This window comes from Nostoc sp. UCD121, assembly GCF_014222285.1.
Classification (GTDB): Bacteria; Cyanobacteriota; Cyanobacteriia; order Cyanobacteriales; family Nostocaceae; genus Nostoc.
The window spans coordinates 1-16859 of record NZ_JACKZS010000168.1 but is presented as its reverse complement, the minus strand read 5'-3'; the positions used below and the strand labels follow the sequence as shown (position 1 = coordinate 16859).

Here is a 16859-nt window from a genome sequence, read left to right as displayed (position 1 = left end):
ATATAATATCAACTGCATATAGATAACTAAATTTAAATATAAAAACTTCCACTCAATGGTTTGTTATTAATTAATAATATAATTTCAAAAACAGTTTTGTACAACAAATCCTAATTTTTATAAAAAGAGGTTCTAATGAAGTCATTAAATATTAATAATAATGGAGTTGCGATTTCAGTTAAAAGCGATGATGAAAATGTTGCTAACTACAAAAGAGCAATACATCCACGTCCCCAGTTACAACGATCGCCTTGGCAAAGTCTAAATGGTTTATGGAAGTTCGCGTTCGATGATGAAGGAAAATACGTTCAACCCAGTGATCTGAAGCAATGGACTCATCTCATCGAAATACCTTACGCTCCTGAATCAATTAAAAGTGGGGTAGGAGACACAAATTTTCATGCAAATTGTTGGTACGAAAGGGAATTTATAACACCAGATGGTGATGGTAAATTGCTGTTACATTTTGGTGCAGTGGACTATCGCGCTCGTGTGTGGGTTAATGATCAATATATAGCTGAACATGAAGGTGGACACACCAATTTCTCTCTCGATATAACCCACGTCTTGAATGATAGTGGCATAACAAAGCTGACTGTGTGGGCGCAAGATGAGCCGCAAGACCTTGCTAAACCTCGTGGGAAACAAGATTGGCAATTGAAACCACATAGTATTTGGTATCCGCGTACAAGTGGTATTTGGCAGACAGTCTGGGTTGAGCGAGTGGGTAAGACTTATATAGGTCATCTGTGTTGGAATTCTGATTTTGAAAGATGGGAAGTTGGTCTTGAAGCAGCGTTAGCAGGTGATGTGCCTGTTTGTAGTGTACAAATCAAAATGAAATTGAGGATTGGCGATAAAGTATTGGCTCATGATACTTACGAGGTGTTAAGTGGGGAAATTAACCGTCGTATTGCTCTTGGTGATCCTGGAATTGACGATTACCGTAATGAACTATTGTGGAGCCCAGAAAAGCCAACGCTAATTGATGCAGAAATCCAACTGTGGAGCGACAATCAGCTACTAGATGAAGTACAATCTTATACCGCAATGCGAACGGTGAGCATACAACGCGATCGCTTTATGCTTAATGGTCGGCCCTACTATTTACGCCTTGTTCTCGATCAAGGCTATTGGCCAGATACACTGATGACCCCACCGAGTGATGAGGCATTGCGACGTGATGTAGAACTGATTAAAGCAATGGGTTTCAACGGAGTACGCAAACATCAAAAAATTGAAGACCCTCGATTTTTATATTGGGCAGATGTTTTAGGGTTATTGGTATGGGAGGAAATGCCCAGTGCTTATCGCTTTACCCGCAAAGCTGTAGAACGCATGACGCACGAATGGATTGAAGTCATCAAAAGAGACTCAAGTCATCCATGTATTGTTGCTTGGGTTCCTTTTAATGAATCTTGGGGAGTGCCGAATTTAGTAGAGACAGAAGCTCACCGCAATTATGTTTTAGCAATGTATCATTTGACCAAAACCCTTGACCCAAATCGTCCTGTGATTGGTAATGATGGTTGGGAAAGTACAGATACAGACATTTTGGCAATTCATGACTATGATACTAAGCCGCAGCAATTACTCCGTCGTTATGGGCCAGAGATGAAACTGTCGGATATGTTGAATCATAAGCGTCCCGGAGGACGTATCCTCACTCTCGACAACTATCCGCATCAAGGACAACCAGTCATGCTCACAGAGTTTGGTGGTATAGCTTATGCTCCAGAGGACGAACCAAATACAAACCAAGCTTGGGGATATGAGCGCTGCTGGAGTATCTCGGAGTTAGAAATGAAATACGCTGCTCTACTTGAAACCGTCAATAGTATTGAATTGTTCAGTGGATTTTGTTATACACAATTTACTGACACCTTTCAAGAAGCTAACGGTTTATTGTACAGCGATCGCACTCCAAAATTCCCCATTGAAGTAATCCGTGCTGCCACTCTTTCAGGGGGGGGATTTTGTACTCCTAGTAGGTGTTAAGGAAGACAGGGTATTAGGATTTTTTACACTTTTAATTCGCAATGGGGTTTGGGGAAATGTAATAAATAAACCCAGCAGGGGCCATATAACAAAACCGCCTGCCAGGAAGGTATAGTATATTCTGGCCATGTTTGATTAGGTTAGCGCTTATTTATCAAAAATAAATGCGTATCCCTAGATACAATAACTAAATAGTTTGGAAAAGACAGTTAAGAAAAGTGACTAAACAGGTTAATTTCCAATTAAAACCAACAATTTTTCAAATGGGTAAATGACGGAGTGAAGGACAAGGAGACAAGGGAAAATTATTGAACGCATTCTTCCTTGTCCTTTCCCAATGCCAATACAACTTTTGGAGAGGCTGCGCCTTAAGCGTAGCTATCCCGCAGGCTTTACAGCTTCTCTACGAAACGCTACGCGTTAGCGGAGCTTTCGCTTTAGCGATACGCTTAGTACAAGTGCCCCGTGCCCAATCCCTAATACCCCATAATATAAGAAAGCGCTTCACACTTCTTAAATAATCAGCTTTATTAGAACAATGGCGAGAGACTTGCGGGGATTCATTAAAATTCTGGAAGAAAAGGGACAATTACGGCGTATTTCAGCTTTAGTTGACCCAGAATTGGAAATTGCTGAGATTTCCAACCGAATGCTGCAAAAAGGTGGCCCAGGGTTGTTGTTTGAAAACGTCAAAGGCGCTTCCTTTCCGGTGGCGGTGAATTTGATGGGAACTGTGGAAAGGATTTGCTGGGCGATGAATATGCAGCATCCAGAGGAGTTGGAAACCCTGGGGAAAAAATTAAGTATGCTGCAACAGCCAAAACCACCGAAGAAGATTTCCCAGGCGATAGATTTTGGGAAAGTATTGTTTGATGTGGTGAAAGCGAAACCAGGACGAGACTTTTTCCCTGCTTGTCAGCAAGTTGTGCTTCAAGGTAATGATTTAGATTTAAATAAGTTGCCTTTGATACGTCCTTATGTTGGTGATGCTGGCAAGATTATCACGCTAGGACTGGTAATTACCAAAGATTGTGAGACAGGTACACCAAACGTAGGTGTGTATCGCTTGCAACTACAATCTAAAAATACGATGACGGTTCACTGGTTATCGGTGCGGGGTGGGGCGAGGCATTTGCGAAAAGCAGCCGAACGTGGGAAAAAATTAGAAGTTGCGATCGCACTTGGTGTAGATCCTCTAATTATTATGGCAGCTGCCACACCCATCCCTGTAGATTTATCAGAATGGCTGTTTGCTGGACTATACGGTGGTTCTGGTGTGCAGTTGGCGAAGTGTAAAACTGTAGATTTGGAAGTTCCCGCCGATTCAGAATTTGTCTTGGAAGGAACGATTACACCAGGAGAAGTGTTACCAGATGGGCCTTTTGGCGACCACATGGGTTATTACGGTGGCGTTGAGGATTCGCCTCTGGTACGCTTTGAGTGTATGACGCACCGGAAAAATCCGATTTACTTAACAACATTTAGCGGTCGCCCACCTAAAGAAGAAGCGATGATGGCGATCGCACTAAATCGCATTTATACGCCCATACTGCGCCAACAAGTATCTGAAATTGTCGATTTCTTCCTCCCAATGGAAGCTTTGAGTTACAAAGCGGCGATTATTTCCATTGATAAAGCATATCCCGGACAAGCACGACGGGCAGCTTTAGCGTTTTGGAGTGCTTTACCACAATTTACCTATACTAAATTTGTAATTGTTGTGGATAAAGACATAAATATTCGTGATCCGCGTCAAGTTGTGTGGGCGATTAGTTCCAAAGTTGACCCAGTGCGAGATGTATTTATTTTGCCAAATACACCTTTTGATACCTTGGATTTTGCCAGTGAAAAAATTGGCTTAGGTGGACGGATGGGAATTGATGCGACTACAAAGATTCCGCCGGAAACAGACCATGAATGGGGTTCGCCTTTGGAATCCGACCCAGATGTGGCGGCGATGGTAGAGAGACGATGGGCGGAATATGGTTTGGCAGAGTTGCAGTTAGGAGAAGTAGACCCAAATTTGTTTGGTTACGATATGAAGTAACCCAATACACTTTAGGTAGAGCAACAAAACTCTAATGTAGAGACGCGATTTATCGCGTCTTTAAATACCAATTATCTACACTAAGAACCCTGAACTGAAACGTATTATGTTATAAATCATGCAGTAAGAAGAGAACAATGCTGTACCTTCATATCTGCTGTAATAAAATATCAAAATGAAAAAGCTGGAGAACATAGCCTGATATAAATATCTTTTTGATCGTCAGCAAAAGACCTTCTTCCATGAAGTATTCTTGTATTATCAATCATTAAAATATCGCCTTTTTGCCACGAAATTTCCGTGGTAATTTTTTCAGCAATTTCATTCATTTCAGAGACAACCTCTTCAGGAATTTCTGAATCATCTTCAAAATTAAGAATCTTTGGGTTTAACTGCTTTGTGGGCAATAGACTATTAATAAATACCTTATATTTTCCACATCTGCTAGGGATAATAGCTGGAGAAATGTATTCAAGCAGAATCGATTGATCCTCATTAACTGTCAAATGCGTATTATTTTTTCGACACATTTCTTCTAGCTGATTCAAATCATCTGTTTGGTATTTTTTCTGCCAGTCCTCTTGAGATATCCGAACATTAAATTTTAACTTCTTTTTGCTGAATAACTCTTTGGTTGAACTACTAATTTCATTAAAAAATTGTCTACCATCACATACCGTAGTTTCACCATCTTCTAATGGTGGATTAGCACAGAAAAACCACAGCATAAGTGGGATATTTTTCTGATAATACATTTCTCCGTGCAACTTAATCTCAGATTTAAAATCATTGACACTTAAAAGAGTCTCATCTCCATTAATTACCCTTCTACTGAATGCACCACCAGCATAATTTATAAAATCGATACTCAAGAGATTGGTAAATTCTTTAAAAATATCAACATCAACATCAAATCCTCTAAAAAGTAATATTCCATTAGCTTTAAATAAGCTAATAATTTCTTCTTGGTCTAATTCTAAAATACTCACATTATCGGAGTTATTAATTTCTTTAACTATGCTAGTTGATATGAAATGTGTCTTTTTATTCATATAACTTAATGAATCTTTGCTGAAAATTTAACTTACTGTTGGCGCTAACTACACCATTGACATCTTAATACTCAATGATGTTGTTGCGTTGCATTTGTCAGCAATCGCAGGACTAAATTTTGTAAAATTAAAAGTGTTATTATAGTAATAAAATTCTTTTTAGATAAGTATTTTATAAACTTATCTTTAATTTGCTTGGGTAGATTATGAGATAGAAATCAAACTCAAATCTTAGGTACTAAAGCAGAAAAATTGAGCAAATTATGACAAAAAAAGTGAAAAAGGCACCATTAAAGTTATTAACAGGATTGGTATTTAGTTGTATTAGTGTGATGCTAAATACAGGTATAGCTCATCAAATAGCTTTAGCGAAATCGACTAATTCCCAAAAGTGCGATATTCTTGCCTACGTGATCGATACAGATCCACAAGGTTTAAATGTGCGGAGTGGTGCAAGTACATATAACACAATATTAGGACAAATACCCATCAACGAAACAGTTCAAGTTATTGGTGCTACTGGAGATTGGGTACAGATTACTAATGCTAGTAATGGTTTTCAAGGAACTGGATGGGTATTTGTGCCAAAGTTAGGTTTAACAACGCAGGGCTACGGTACTAATGGCGTAGATTTATATGCTAGTAATAGTCAAGAAAGCCAAAAAGTGAGAACAATTCCTGCTAATACGGCTGTCAAATTGTTAGGCTGTCAGGGAGATTGGGCGCAGGTTGAATATCAAGGTGTTAAAGGTTGGTTGACAAGGGAAGATCAATGTGGTGCTGCGCTTACGAGTTGTTCTTAGAACCTCACCCCTACCTTTCTTGCTGTCAGCAAGCTATCCATTACCCGAATATTTGTTAATCAAAATATAACTTAATTGAAAGAAGGATTAATTTCCCTGACTGACTTTATCTGCGATCGCTTCCACCTCAATTAAAACAGGCGATCGCAATTAGGTATTGTTATACCTGGCGGACACTACTAACTCGCCACACTGAGCGCAATTAGCGCGTAGTTGTGTCCCGCAAAGATAACACTACTTAGCTTTAACGGTATAATAAATTGTTATGCCCTGCTGCATCTGCTTCACCATACCAATAAATGTCAGATCAACCTGCACCAGAAATTGAACTGCTCCGTGCGGCTTACGCGGCCTTCAACGCGCGAGACATTGATGCTGCTCTTGCCCTCATGACTCCGGACGTGCTTTGGCCGAAAGCGTTCAAAGGCGGTTTTGTCCGTGGGCCTGAAGAAGTTCGCGCTTATTGGACGGAGCAATGGAGCGAGATCAATCCGCACGTCGAGCCGGTTTCCTTTTACTCGGAGGAGGACGGGCGCATTTTGGTCGATGTGCATCAGATCGTGCGTGACTTGGCTGGAGTAGTTCTCGCCGATGAGCAAGTGGGACATCGATTCACCCTTAAGCAGGGCTTGATTCAAGTCATGGAAGTCACGCTAGTAGATTGGGTGGAGTGAAACGCAACCCAACATTACCACCCTATTTATGTTGGGTTACGCGATCGCTGCAAAACACACTTCTCAAGGTAGACGAGGTTTAATTGTTATTTTGAAATTCGTCTAACTTAGCCCGCACTGCCTGGATATCCTGCCACATCAACCATTTAGGCGCACCTCTTTCTTTAGAAGGGTTACGCAGTAAGTAGGAAGGATGAAAAATCGGCATACATAAACGCCCTTCCCACTCCAGCCACTGTCCGCGAATTTTCGTAATCCCTCGCTTATCGCCAGTGATACCTTTGACAGCAGTTGCACCTGTTAACAAGATTATTTTAGGGTCAACTAGGCGAATTTGTTCTAGTAAGTAGGGTAGACAAGCCGCTACTTCTGTTGGAGTAGGAACTCTATTATCTGGCGGGCGACATTTATTTATATTAGCTATATATACATCATGCTCGGTAGTTAGATTTACCGATGCCAGAATTTTCTCCAGCAATTGCCCCGATCTACCTACAAATGGTAAACCAGTTTCGTCTTCATTTTGACCAGGAGCTTCCCCAATAACCATAATTGGGGCTTTGAGATTACCGCGTCCGACGACAGCATGAGTCCGAGTATCTCCTAATGGACAACGGTGGCAGCGATCGCAATGCTGTGCCAACTCCGTTATGGTGGAATAAGTTCCGGGTGCGATCGCAATTTTAGCGTCTGTAGGAATTAGTTCTCGTTGATTAAAGGTTGAGTCGTCGAAGAGGCTGAGTTGAGTTTCGCTGCTCATGAAAATTAGGATTTTGATATCAGCGCCAGCTGTTTTATCTGAGTTAAATACTGCTCTGGTTGCAGATTCATCTGAATAAATAGACTTTTGCTGAATACTTAATTATTTATACAAAATCTTATTCTATCAGTTAATTTGAGACAAAATTCAGTCATCATAAAAGCAGTGCCGTCCTAAGATGCTGGGGGGAACCCATGTCACAGACCCCGCTTTTTGCCGATCGCACCCATGCGGGTGAGTTATTAGCGCGAGTGATTCATGATCTTTTGACTCAGCAAACTATTGCTTCTGGGATAAAACCTGTACCAATTGTTTATGCTTTGCCAAGGGGGGGTATACCAGTAGCAGCACCAATAGCGCGTCTATTGGATTGTCCGTTGACAATCGTTGTAGCGAAAAAGATTAGCCATCCAGAAAACCCAGAGTTAGCAATTGGTGCAGTGACTACTTACGGAAATGTTCTTTGGACTGATCAAAAGCTATTTCGGTTTAAAGATGATACAAAGTTGCGCGAAGTGGCTTTAAATAAAGCTATCATCCAAGCTAAATCTCTTGAGGCTCAATTAATTACTGCTTGTCCGCAGGTGAATGCCGAGAATGCTACGGCCATTTTAGTTGATGATGGCATTGCTACAGGAATGACAATAGCAGTAGCGGCAACTGCTATCAAAGCACTGTCTCCAGCAGCAGTTTGGCTATGTACTCCAGTCGCACCACAAAGATTGCTACCTTGGTTAGAACAGTGGGGCGATCGCACAATCGTCTTGGAAACACCAGAACCCTTCTGGAGTGTAAGTAATTTTTACGCGGAATTTCCCCAAGTTGATACATTAGAAGTTCTCAAATATCTCCAGCAACAAAATACAATGGGGCCAATGGATATATCCGAGTAATTTTGAATTGTTTTCTTCTTTTGTTTTTAACTATTTGAAGATGTTCCTTGCTGGTATTGCATAGCTTTGGCATAATCACCCAAAGCGTAGCAAGCGACTCTCAAACGATCAAGAGCTTCTTCTTCACTACGACGGTCTTTGATATTCCTAGCTAAGAGCAAACGTTGTTCATAATATGTAATTGCTTTGTTATAATCACCCAGTGCTTCACAAGCAACCCCTAAACTACCTAAAGATTGTTCCTCGCCACGTTTGTCTTGAATTTCTCTGGCTAATAGTAACCTATCTTCATAATACTTAATAGCTTTAGTATAATCACCTAGAGCATAACAAGCATTACCCAGATTTTTTAGTACCTGAGAAGCACTGCGAACATTTTTTAAGGAGCGTGCTAGTACTACACACTGCTCATAATAAGCGATCGCTTTTGAATAATTATTCAAAGCATACCAAGCATTACCTAAATTTTTGAGTACCTGTTCCTCGCCCCAGTTATCTTTGAGTTCTCGCACAATTTCTAGGCTTTGCTGCTGATACTCAATAGCCTGTGTAAAGTTACTCAAAGATTTATACACCAATCCCAAATTATTTAATGCTGCAACTTGACTCCGTTTATCTTGCAGCTGTTGCGTTATTTTCAAACACTTTTCTAGAAACTCGATAGCCTTGTTATGGTCATTCAAATGACGGTATGAATTCCCTAAATGGGAAAGTGCTTGCATTTGCAATGCTAAATCTGAGGTGTTATTGAGCAAAGACAAACACTGCTGGGAGTAAGATATCGCACCTTTATAGTCTCCAGCGCTATAAGTCACCAATCCTAAAAAAGAAAGCGCCTGTGCCTGTTTTTGTAAATCCCCAACTCCCTGAAACAGACCCAAAGCTTGTTGTAAAGACTTTAACGCCGCAATTAATTCACCAGCTTGCTGCTGTTGAATTCCTTGCCGTAGTAGCTTGGATGCTTCCGATAAATTGTCATCATTTTCCTGTGGGGGTAGTATTTCTGCGTGTGAACCAGAGCCAAATTCATGAGTAATTGTATTACGCTTCACTGGTTTTAAGTATGTTATGGGTAATTGTATTTTTCGATCTATTATTCCATTCGCCTTTAGGCATCAACCCCTTCCTTTGAAGTCTGGTGGTAAATATAGTGTTCCCAAAACCAGAAGGTATCTTTCATCAGGTTGGTTGAGCGCATCATTTAACGCTTTTACACTCAACATCTGCGCTGTATGTATGGTGCAGACTCTCTCGCACCTCCATTAAAATTTTTCCCAGCATATTTTTACCACTACCATCGGCTCCGCAACCCCAATAAAAATCGATGGGCGAGTTTTCAACAATTTCTGCATTGTCTGTGGAAAGTAAGATATTCCTAATATCTGCATGAGTTTGAAATTTACATAGCACAGCTTGCCGCATGATATCGTCTTTAACTTGTTCCCAATCTTGACGTAGTGGACGAGTTCTCTCACGCCCCATTTTTGCCGCATCTTTAGGTGTTTTAACTTGGCGGATTTGTTCTACATGAGTTGTATCCACAAACTTTTGCGCTTGAAAGTAATGTTCGCTGGTTGACCAATACAATCCATCTAATTGAAACCCGTGGGGCGAAAAGTTAGAGAAACAACCATATTCTTCACGAGTGCTATAAAAGTAGATTGTCATAGAAGTTGATCGGCATTCGAAATATAGCTTGAATTAATTATTACCTACTTATACCAATTTTCTATCAAATTTAACTTCATAATTAATTCATTTACCGAGCCATTTCTTTATATATTACCTATACTTTATAATTCGTTTAATAAATATTAAGTGCATGATCATGTATAGTTAATATTACTTGTTCCTTACAGTTTACTGAAGTTCAGATAAGAAATATTAAAAATTAATCCTCCCTTTTCTCCTAAAAAAATGGGGGCTATGCCCCCTATTTCTGAGAGTACTTGGGAGGATATTCAAGAGATAAATGTCAATAATCTACAATTATTAATTATTTATTCAAGTAAAACGCACCTGTAAAAAGTTAGGTGTTGATTCAAGCAGCAGGTACAGATACATTAGTCACAGAGCCATTATTTAGGATAGGTTGGCGGGTTTTCAAGTCAAATTTGAATCCATGTGGCAAAATGTGAAGCTTTGCTCCGCAAATCGCCAAAGACTCATCCTTCAAAATTTCGCCCATATTGTTGTATGTAGCTTCTGATTCATCAACAATTGTCACCGCACCTTCACCAATCACTTCAATTTGATTATCGGTTACGACCATAGCGGTATTCTCGTCAATACCGAATCCTAAAACAGCAGGTTCTAGTATTAAAGCGGAAATTAAGCGTCCCAAACGTCCACGCTGGGAAAAATGCTGGTCAATTACCACTCCTGGTAAAAAGCCTAAGCCAGGGCCCATTTCCACAGTTTCAATTCGAGGATGTGTCTGTGAATCACCTTCAACTATCATTTTATCTGGCATCACGGCAGCACCTGCACTTGTGCCAGCGATAACTACACCTTCCGCAAACCGTTTATGAATCGCCACATCGATTTCGGTGTCCTTGAGGATGCTAGTAATACGAGCTTGATCTCCCCCCGTAAAAAATACTCCAGTTGCTTTATGAATTGCTTCTAATGCAGTAGAGGATGATGCGTCTTCGCGGGTTTCTGTATCAAGAATGCGAACATTTTCGGCTCCCAACCGCTCAAAAACTCTAATATAATTTTCTCCCACTTCTCTTGGTAATTCTGTCGCAGCCGTCATAATGACAATGTATGCCTTCGTACCTCCGGCGCGTCGCACAAAGTCTCGCAGAATTTGGGAATCTCCTTCCTTATCTTCAGCCCCTCCAATAATTACCAACTGCCGTTTGAAATTACTTTCCACCATGATGCCCCCTGATGTGAGTTAATAAATTTCACTAAACCATGACAATTAAACTATCAAATCATCCTTGTGGTAGATTACCCGATAGAAGGTAGTATTGAAAATTGCGCTTGCAATTAGACCAAAAGATTTTTCAGGCAAATTACATAAAAAAATAGCTATCCTCAGAATTAACTTTCTTCTACTAAATAAAATCCCTAAAACCAACTGCCTCTAGAAATATTTTCTAGAGGCATTATTGACTGCGTTTCTAAATTAATGATTGAAAATCTATCATGCAATTGTTGGTATTAACTCTCGCTGGGTGCAAATTAGATATCTGATGGTAAATCCTAATGAATGCGACTTCTGTAAAGCAAGTTAGTCAAGAAAAAACGTGCTTGTTCTAGTGGGAGATGCCTGGGTTTACCTTGATAGACGATTTGATACTCGTTTATGTCAGGCCCATCACCATGACCAGAAATCAGCTTTTGGTGAAAAGCTTCCTCAGCAAGTTCTCGAATTTCATCTCTTAGATCAGCTTGTGTGCTATTCATGCTTTGCTGTCTTTTCAATACCGTATATTTACTTGTACAAGTTTTGGGATGCGTGTTGCACCTTTCAAAGGTTATATCTTTGCCTATTCATAAGGATGAAGTGACTATTCTTGATTATTTGCCGAAGAAGAGAAATTTAATTATGCCTTGAGATAGTTAAAAATGCTTACTAATAGGGTTAATGTAGGTTCTGATTAGATCAATGGCTTTGCCATCACTCTCCAACAATTAATCTGAATCAACCTCCAATCAATAAGTCTGAGTAACGATAACTCAGCATAGAAATTTCAGGGTGTTTAGCCAAAGGTTCGTAATCAATGGTTCTACAAAAAAGTAGTGACTTAGTTCGCATTAATGCTAGAAGAACGGATGTATTCGATATTTTCAACTTCAAGCATTATGTTGGCCCCAACCCCTATTTAAATACAGGGGCAATAGTATTTGATTTTACTGTAGTTGACTCTAGAGAGCCTTTGCCCATAGAAGATTATATTGCAAGCATTGGCGATCGCTATCCAAATCTGGGCAGCCAAAGCTACCAGTCTCATGCCCATCTATTTGCCCAAGTTGTGTCCGAAGTTGGAAAACTGGACATGGATTTGCACCTGAACCAATGGAGTGTCAAGCCATATCCAGATTTAGTGCGAATTAGCGTCCAATCACTACATGAGCGCACTACTAGAGAGGTAGTTTATTTTGTTTGGGATTGGTTTGAAGCCATTACCCAAGACGAAGACTTTAACTTTGATGAACAGCTAGTCAGGCTGCAAAATAAGTTCCGTGCATCTGCCTATGGTGGCCCCACAGTTTACGCCCTATTGCGAACAGCCTACGAAAAAGGTATTCCCGCCTTTTATTTGTGGGAAGAAGGATTAATGCAATACGGCTTTGGAAAAAAACACGTCCGGGGAGTAGCAACCACATTTAACTGTGATAGTCATCTAGATTCAGAGTTTACCACCCGTAAAGATGACTGCAAGGCATTTCTAAAAACCTTGGGTTTCCCCGTTCCTGAAGGGGATATCGTCTTCTCTCAAAAAGAAGCCTTGGCAGCAGCTAGACAAATTGGCTACCCGGTGGCAGTTAAGCCAGTGGTAGGTCACAAAGGAATTGGCGTTACGGCTGACGTACAAGACTCAAAAGAACTGGAATCTGCTTATAATAGAGCATTAGCAGCGATTCCTGAAGATCAGGTAACTCGGATAATTGTTGAGAAAAGTATTTCAGGATCAGATTTTCGGATGTTGTGTGTCAATGGCAGATTTGTCGCCGCCACAGAACGCCGTCCAGCATCGGTTGTCGGTGATGGCCACTTAACGCTTGCAGAATTAATTCGCCTAGAGAACCGCAAACCTGCACGTTTAGATACGCCCACCTCACCCATGAGTAAAATTCAGATTGATGAGGCGATGGAACTTTACTTAGAGGAACAGCGCTTATCACTAGACAGCGTGATTGAAAAAGGACGCACTGTTTACTTGCGTAAAGTTGCCAATCTTTCAGCCGGAGGTATGAGCATCGATGCAACCCACACAGTTCATGATGACAATATTATCTTGGCGCAAGATATTGCCCAACATTTCCAGTTGACTTGCCTTGGTATTGATGTCATTACCAAAAGTCTCTCTGAATCTTGGAAATCTAGTAACTTCGCTATCCTGGAAATCAACGCTGCACCAGGAGTTTTAATGCATCTTAAACCTTCTGAAGGTGAAAGTGTTGATGTACCTTCTCATATTCTAGAAACCTTTTTTGAGTCGGGTAGAGATGCGAGGATACCGATTATTACCTTTAATAAAATCTCAGTTGAAGAACTGCAAACAACGATTGACCATATCCTTTTGCAACATCCCAACTGGACAATTGGCGCTGTTTGTCGTGATGCAGTTTTTGTGAATCGCTCGAAAAAAGTATTAAGCAAAAATTACAATACCAACGTCCAAACTTTGCTCCGTCATCCAAAAATTGATTTGCTGATTGCGGAATATGCGGAAGACATCTTAGATGAAGAGGGGATGTTTTACCAGAATAGTAATATCGTGGTTTTGGATAATCCTACCGAAACTGAGATGATACTAGCGCGGGATGTCTTTGATGGTTCTACTGTGGTGATTAGAAAAGGCAACGATATTTCTATCCGTCGCAAAGGGTTGATTGAAGATTATACTTTGGCTGAAGATGAACCATTTACACGGGTTTATTTGAAAGAAACTGGAACTATTTTGTGAGCTAGCTTAAGAGGTTGGTTTAAAAGTTATTGGCTGTGATGTAAGGCACTTGTTTATCTCCCCTAACCCCTCTTTTTTAGGCTACGGCGTATACACATCCCTCTCTACAAGATAAAAATGTTGTAGATCCTCCTAAATCCTCCTTAAAAAGGAGGACTTTGAGAGGTTTTTGCTTACCTAAAAATTGGGGTTGGGGGATAAAAAGGCTGTAAGAGCGCTATCGCTGCACCCAACCTACAAAACTACGGTTCTTAAGGTAGACGAGGTTTATGTGATAATTTATGATGCTAACTCTATTTTATAGAAATCCGCTTTGATTTTTGTATCGCTCACGGGAGCGTAGCAATAAAATACTTGCGTGGGAAGGCAAGAGGCAATAGGAAAGAAGGCTTTTTAAGTTGTACGGAGTTTCTTCACGCAATCAAAGATGAATCCTATAGTTTTATATTTAATCTTCCTACTTTAGTGTTCTTTTGGATTTAAAATTTCCTATTCAACCCTGCCCACACAAGTATTTTATTGCTATTTAAAACTAGAGACGAATTATTTTAATTAAATAGTTTACATCTCTGTTTATTAAAGAATGCTAATCATTGACCTTCAGTGTTTAAAGTTACTTGTAGTTAAAACTGCTTCAATCTACCCATAAAAATAATCAAACATCTATCTTGGGGATAACTGATTGGTTCGGAACTTCATTTAAAATTTATTTAAACTACAACATCTCATTTAATTTCGAGTCCCTATAAGTACACCATAGGGACTTTTTTCTTGCTGAAATTTCCCAACTAGGAATTCACATTATTTAATCTATCTATAGGACTAACCTTACATACACATTGAGGTTATCTGATGAAGTTGGAACAATCCTTAAAATTTCAGAGAGAATAAGATTTTATTTCCAGGCTTGAGAGATTTAATATGTATCTGTGAGGCATTGATTGCGACTATATAGTATATAGCGATTTTGCAATTCTTTATAAGAACCAACATTAGGATAACTGAACTGCTCCAACCTATCGATAGGACTACCCAAACGTCTAACTTGGGACTATCTGATGAAATCGCGCATCAATTGAAGAATTATTATAAAGCACAAGTTAAATAAATGCAAAGAAACATGTTGTTATTCCAGAAGAACGCATTCATGCTGTTTAATTATGCCCCAGAATTGTAGGCTTCATTCAGTTTGCTTGCTGACTCTTCTAATAAGCGTTGTTCATGAGCATTTCTTGGTAAAACCAGTTGGCGCTCAATACCTACTGAGCTAATGATACATGGAAGCCCAAGAACAATTTCACTGCCAATTCCATGTTTAATAAAGGTGATGTTACAAGCCTACGCTGGTAAACAAGATGCTTATTTATATGGCCCCATCTGTGTTGATGAAACTATGCGTGGGCAAGGTATTGCTGCGGTAAGGTTTGCCAAATTTAAAGATTTTTTACCAGAGCGCGAAGGCATACTTTTCATCAAGGCAAACAATAAAGCCTCACTTCAGGCACATCAAAAGATGGGTATGTGCAAGATGGCAGAGTTTACCTATGAAGGCACTGTATTTTTAGTATTTGCGTATAATAGCTAACTAATCCATCGACTCCGACTCCCAAGTAGCTTTACCCATGATTGTACTATTGGAAACCTCAAAGGTATGATAATGGCGATCGCCAACAATACCCACTTGTTTGACAGGCGATCGCTAATTATATTTCGTCATTGAATAAATATATGTCAACACCCTCACCTGCGCTATTCTTCAATACAGTTAACGCTTACCAACGCAGTGCGGCAATTAAAGCCGCAGTTGAATTGAATGTTTTTACTGCTATCAGTCAAGGAATTGAGTCGAGTCAATCACTTGCACAAAAGTGTCAAACCTCTGAGCGAGGTATGCGAATGTTGTGTGATTACTTGGTGATTATCGGTTTTATGACAAAGGAAGCAGGAGGCTATAGGCTTACGTCAGATTCAGCGATGTTTTTGGATCGGCAAAGCAAATTTTACGTGGGAGATGCAATTGAGTTTTTACTATCTCCAATGATAACTAACGCTTTCAATGACCTGACTGCTGCCGTCCTCAAGGGAGGAACTACCATATCATCTGAAGGAACTTTATCGCCAGAACATCCGGTATGGGTGCAATTTGCAAAAGCGATGTCACCGATGATGGCAAACCCTGCACAATTAATCGCTCAGTTGGTAAATGAGAATAAGATAGAGCCACTGAAGGTATTAGATATTTCAGCAAGTCATGGTTTATTTGGTATTGCAGTAGCCCAACATAACCCCAATGCCGAAATTTTTGGTGTTGATTGGGCATCTGTTCTAGAGGTTGCTAAAGAAAACGCCAGGATAGAAGGAGTAGCTTCCCGCTACCATACAATTGCTGGTAGTGCTTTTGAAGTAGATTACGGTAATGACTACGATCTGGTTTTACTCCCCAACTTCTTACATCATTTTGATGTACCAACGTGTGAACAGCTACTAATAAAAATCAAGACTGCGCTGGCTGTTGATGGAAAGGTTATCGTTTTTGATTTCATTCCTAATTCTGACCGGATTACGCCACCTGGTGCGGCTGCTTTCAGCTTAGTCATGTTAGCAACAACCCCTAGTGGCGATGCTTATACATTTGCAGAGTACGAAAGTATGTTTAGCAATGCTGCTTTTTCCCATTGCCAACTTCACTCACTTCCAACTACTGAACAACAAGTAATAGTTGCATACAAATAAATTAATGACGACATCGGCTAAAAACGCATAATAGACATCTCCGAAAAAGAATCTCAAACCTTTATTATATCTAGGTGAAAACTTATTTTTGCAGATGTCTATTGTCAAGACTCGATTATCCAAAGCTCTGGTGAAATCTGATTCAGCTGCCAGATGCCTGCTATTGCGATTGTGTATTATAGCGTTTATCGGTCTAGTGAAGTACAGTAACAACAGTGGGTAAACCAATTATAAATATCATTTAAAGAGACTTT

14 protein-coding genes are annotated in these 16859 nt (G+C 40.0%); 8 read left to right on the top strand and 6 right to left on the bottom strand.

Annotated elements, in window-relative coordinates:
• Positions 1-135: 135 nt before the first annotated feature.
• Positions 136-1998 carry a glycoside hydrolase family 2 protein gene (locus GNF10_RS26960; protein WP_185586078.1) on the top strand — a complete coding sequence of 621 codons (1863 nt, stop codon included), beginning with the start codon at positions 136-138 and terminating at the stop codon, positions 1996-1998.
• Between the two features lie 538 nt (positions 1999-2536).
• Positions 2537-4045, top strand: a complete 1509-nt coding sequence (locus GNF10_RS26955; protein WP_163928426.1) for a UbiD family decarboxylase — start codon at positions 2537-2539, stop codon at positions 4043-4045.
• Positions 4046-4215: 170 nt separating this feature from the next.
• Here GNF10_RS26955 and GNF10_RS26950 read toward each other — a convergent pair whose 3' ends face one another.
• A complete protein-coding gene (locus GNF10_RS26950; RefSeq protein ID WP_185586077.1) occupies positions 4216-5097 on the bottom strand; it encodes a TauD/TfdA family dioxygenase in 882 nt (293 codons plus the stop codon).
• A gap of 263 nt (positions 5098-5360) precedes the next feature.
• Here GNF10_RS26950 and GNF10_RS26945 point away from each other — a divergent pair, with 263 nt between their 5' ends.
• Both GNF10_RS26945 and GNF10_RS26940 read left to right on the top strand, forming a co-directional pair.
• On the top strand, positions 5361-5900 hold the full coding sequence (locus tag GNF10_RS26945) for an SH3 domain-containing protein (RefSeq protein WP_185583824.1): 540 nt from the start codon (positions 5361-5363) through the stop codon (positions 5898-5900).
• Between the two features lie 299 nt (positions 5901-6199).
• Entirely contained in the window at positions 6200-6574 is a 375-nt protein-coding gene (locus tag GNF10_RS26940) for a nuclear transport factor 2 family protein (RefSeq protein WP_185583821.1), read from the top strand.
• Positions 6575-6653: 79 nt separating this feature from the next.
• Here the strand turns inward: GNF10_RS26940 and GNF10_RS26935 are convergent, their stop codons facing one another.
• Entirely contained in the window at positions 6654-7334 is a 681-nt protein-coding gene (locus GNF10_RS26935; RefSeq protein WP_185583826.1) for a uracil-DNA glycosylase family protein, read from the bottom strand.
• Positions 7335-7528: 194 nt separating this feature from the next.
• Between GNF10_RS26935 and GNF10_RS26930 the strand changes: the two genes are divergently transcribed.
• Positions 7529-8227, top strand: coding sequence for a phosphoribosyltransferase (locus GNF10_RS26930; protein WP_185581228.1), 699 nt, complete (start codon positions 7529-7531; stop codon positions 8225-8227).
• Positions 8228-8253: 26 nt separating this feature from the next.
• Here GNF10_RS26930 and GNF10_RS26925 read toward each other — a convergent pair whose 3' ends face one another.
• The 4 genes from GNF10_RS26925 to GNF10_RS26910 form a co-directional block, all read right to left on the bottom strand.
• Entirely contained in the window at positions 8254-9279 is a 1026-nt protein-coding gene (locus GNF10_RS26925) for a tetratricopeptide repeat protein (protein ID WP_185581229.1), read from the bottom strand.
• A 145-nt stretch (positions 9280-9424) separates the two neighbouring features.
• Positions 9425-9895 (bottom strand): NADAR family protein, encoded by a 471-nt coding sequence (locus GNF10_RS26920; protein WP_185581230.1) that lies wholly within the window; start codon positions 9893-9895, stop codon positions 9425-9427.
• 373 nt (positions 9896-10268) lie between these two features.
• Positions 10269-11111, bottom strand: a complete 843-nt coding sequence (locus GNF10_RS26915; RefSeq protein ID WP_185581101.1) for a cyanophycinase — start codon at positions 11109-11111, stop codon at positions 10269-10271.
• Between the two features lie 329 nt (positions 11112-11440).
• On the bottom strand, positions 11441-11644 hold the full coding sequence (locus tag GNF10_RS26910) for a hypothetical protein (protein WP_041565287.1): 204 nt from the start codon (positions 11642-11644) through the stop codon (positions 11441-11443).
• A 317-nt stretch (positions 11645-11961) separates the two neighbouring features.
• Here GNF10_RS26910 and GNF10_RS26905 point away from each other — a divergent pair, with 317 nt between their 5' ends.
• The 3 genes from GNF10_RS26905 (at position 11962) to GNF10_RS26895 (ending at position 16605) form a co-directional block, all read left to right on the top strand.
• Positions 11962-13872 carry an acetate--CoA ligase family protein gene (locus GNF10_RS26905; RefSeq protein ID WP_185581100.1) on the top strand — a complete coding sequence of 637 codons (1911 nt, stop codon included), beginning with the start codon at positions 11962-11964 and terminating at the stop codon, positions 13870-13872.
• Positions 13873-15199: 1327 nt separating this feature from the next.
• The gene (locus GNF10_RS26900) at positions 15200-15457 is read left to right on the top strand and encodes an N-acetyltransferase (protein WP_260446066.1); all 258 of its coding nucleotides are present in this window, start codon (positions 15200-15202) and stop codon (positions 15455-15457) included.
• Positions 15458-15600: 143 nt separating this feature from the next.
• Positions 15601-16605 (top strand): methyltransferase, encoded by a 1005-nt coding sequence (locus tag GNF10_RS26895; RefSeq protein WP_185580780.1) that lies wholly within the window; start codon positions 15601-15603, stop codon positions 16603-16605.
• The last annotated feature ends 254 nt before the right edge of the window (positions 16606-16859 follow it).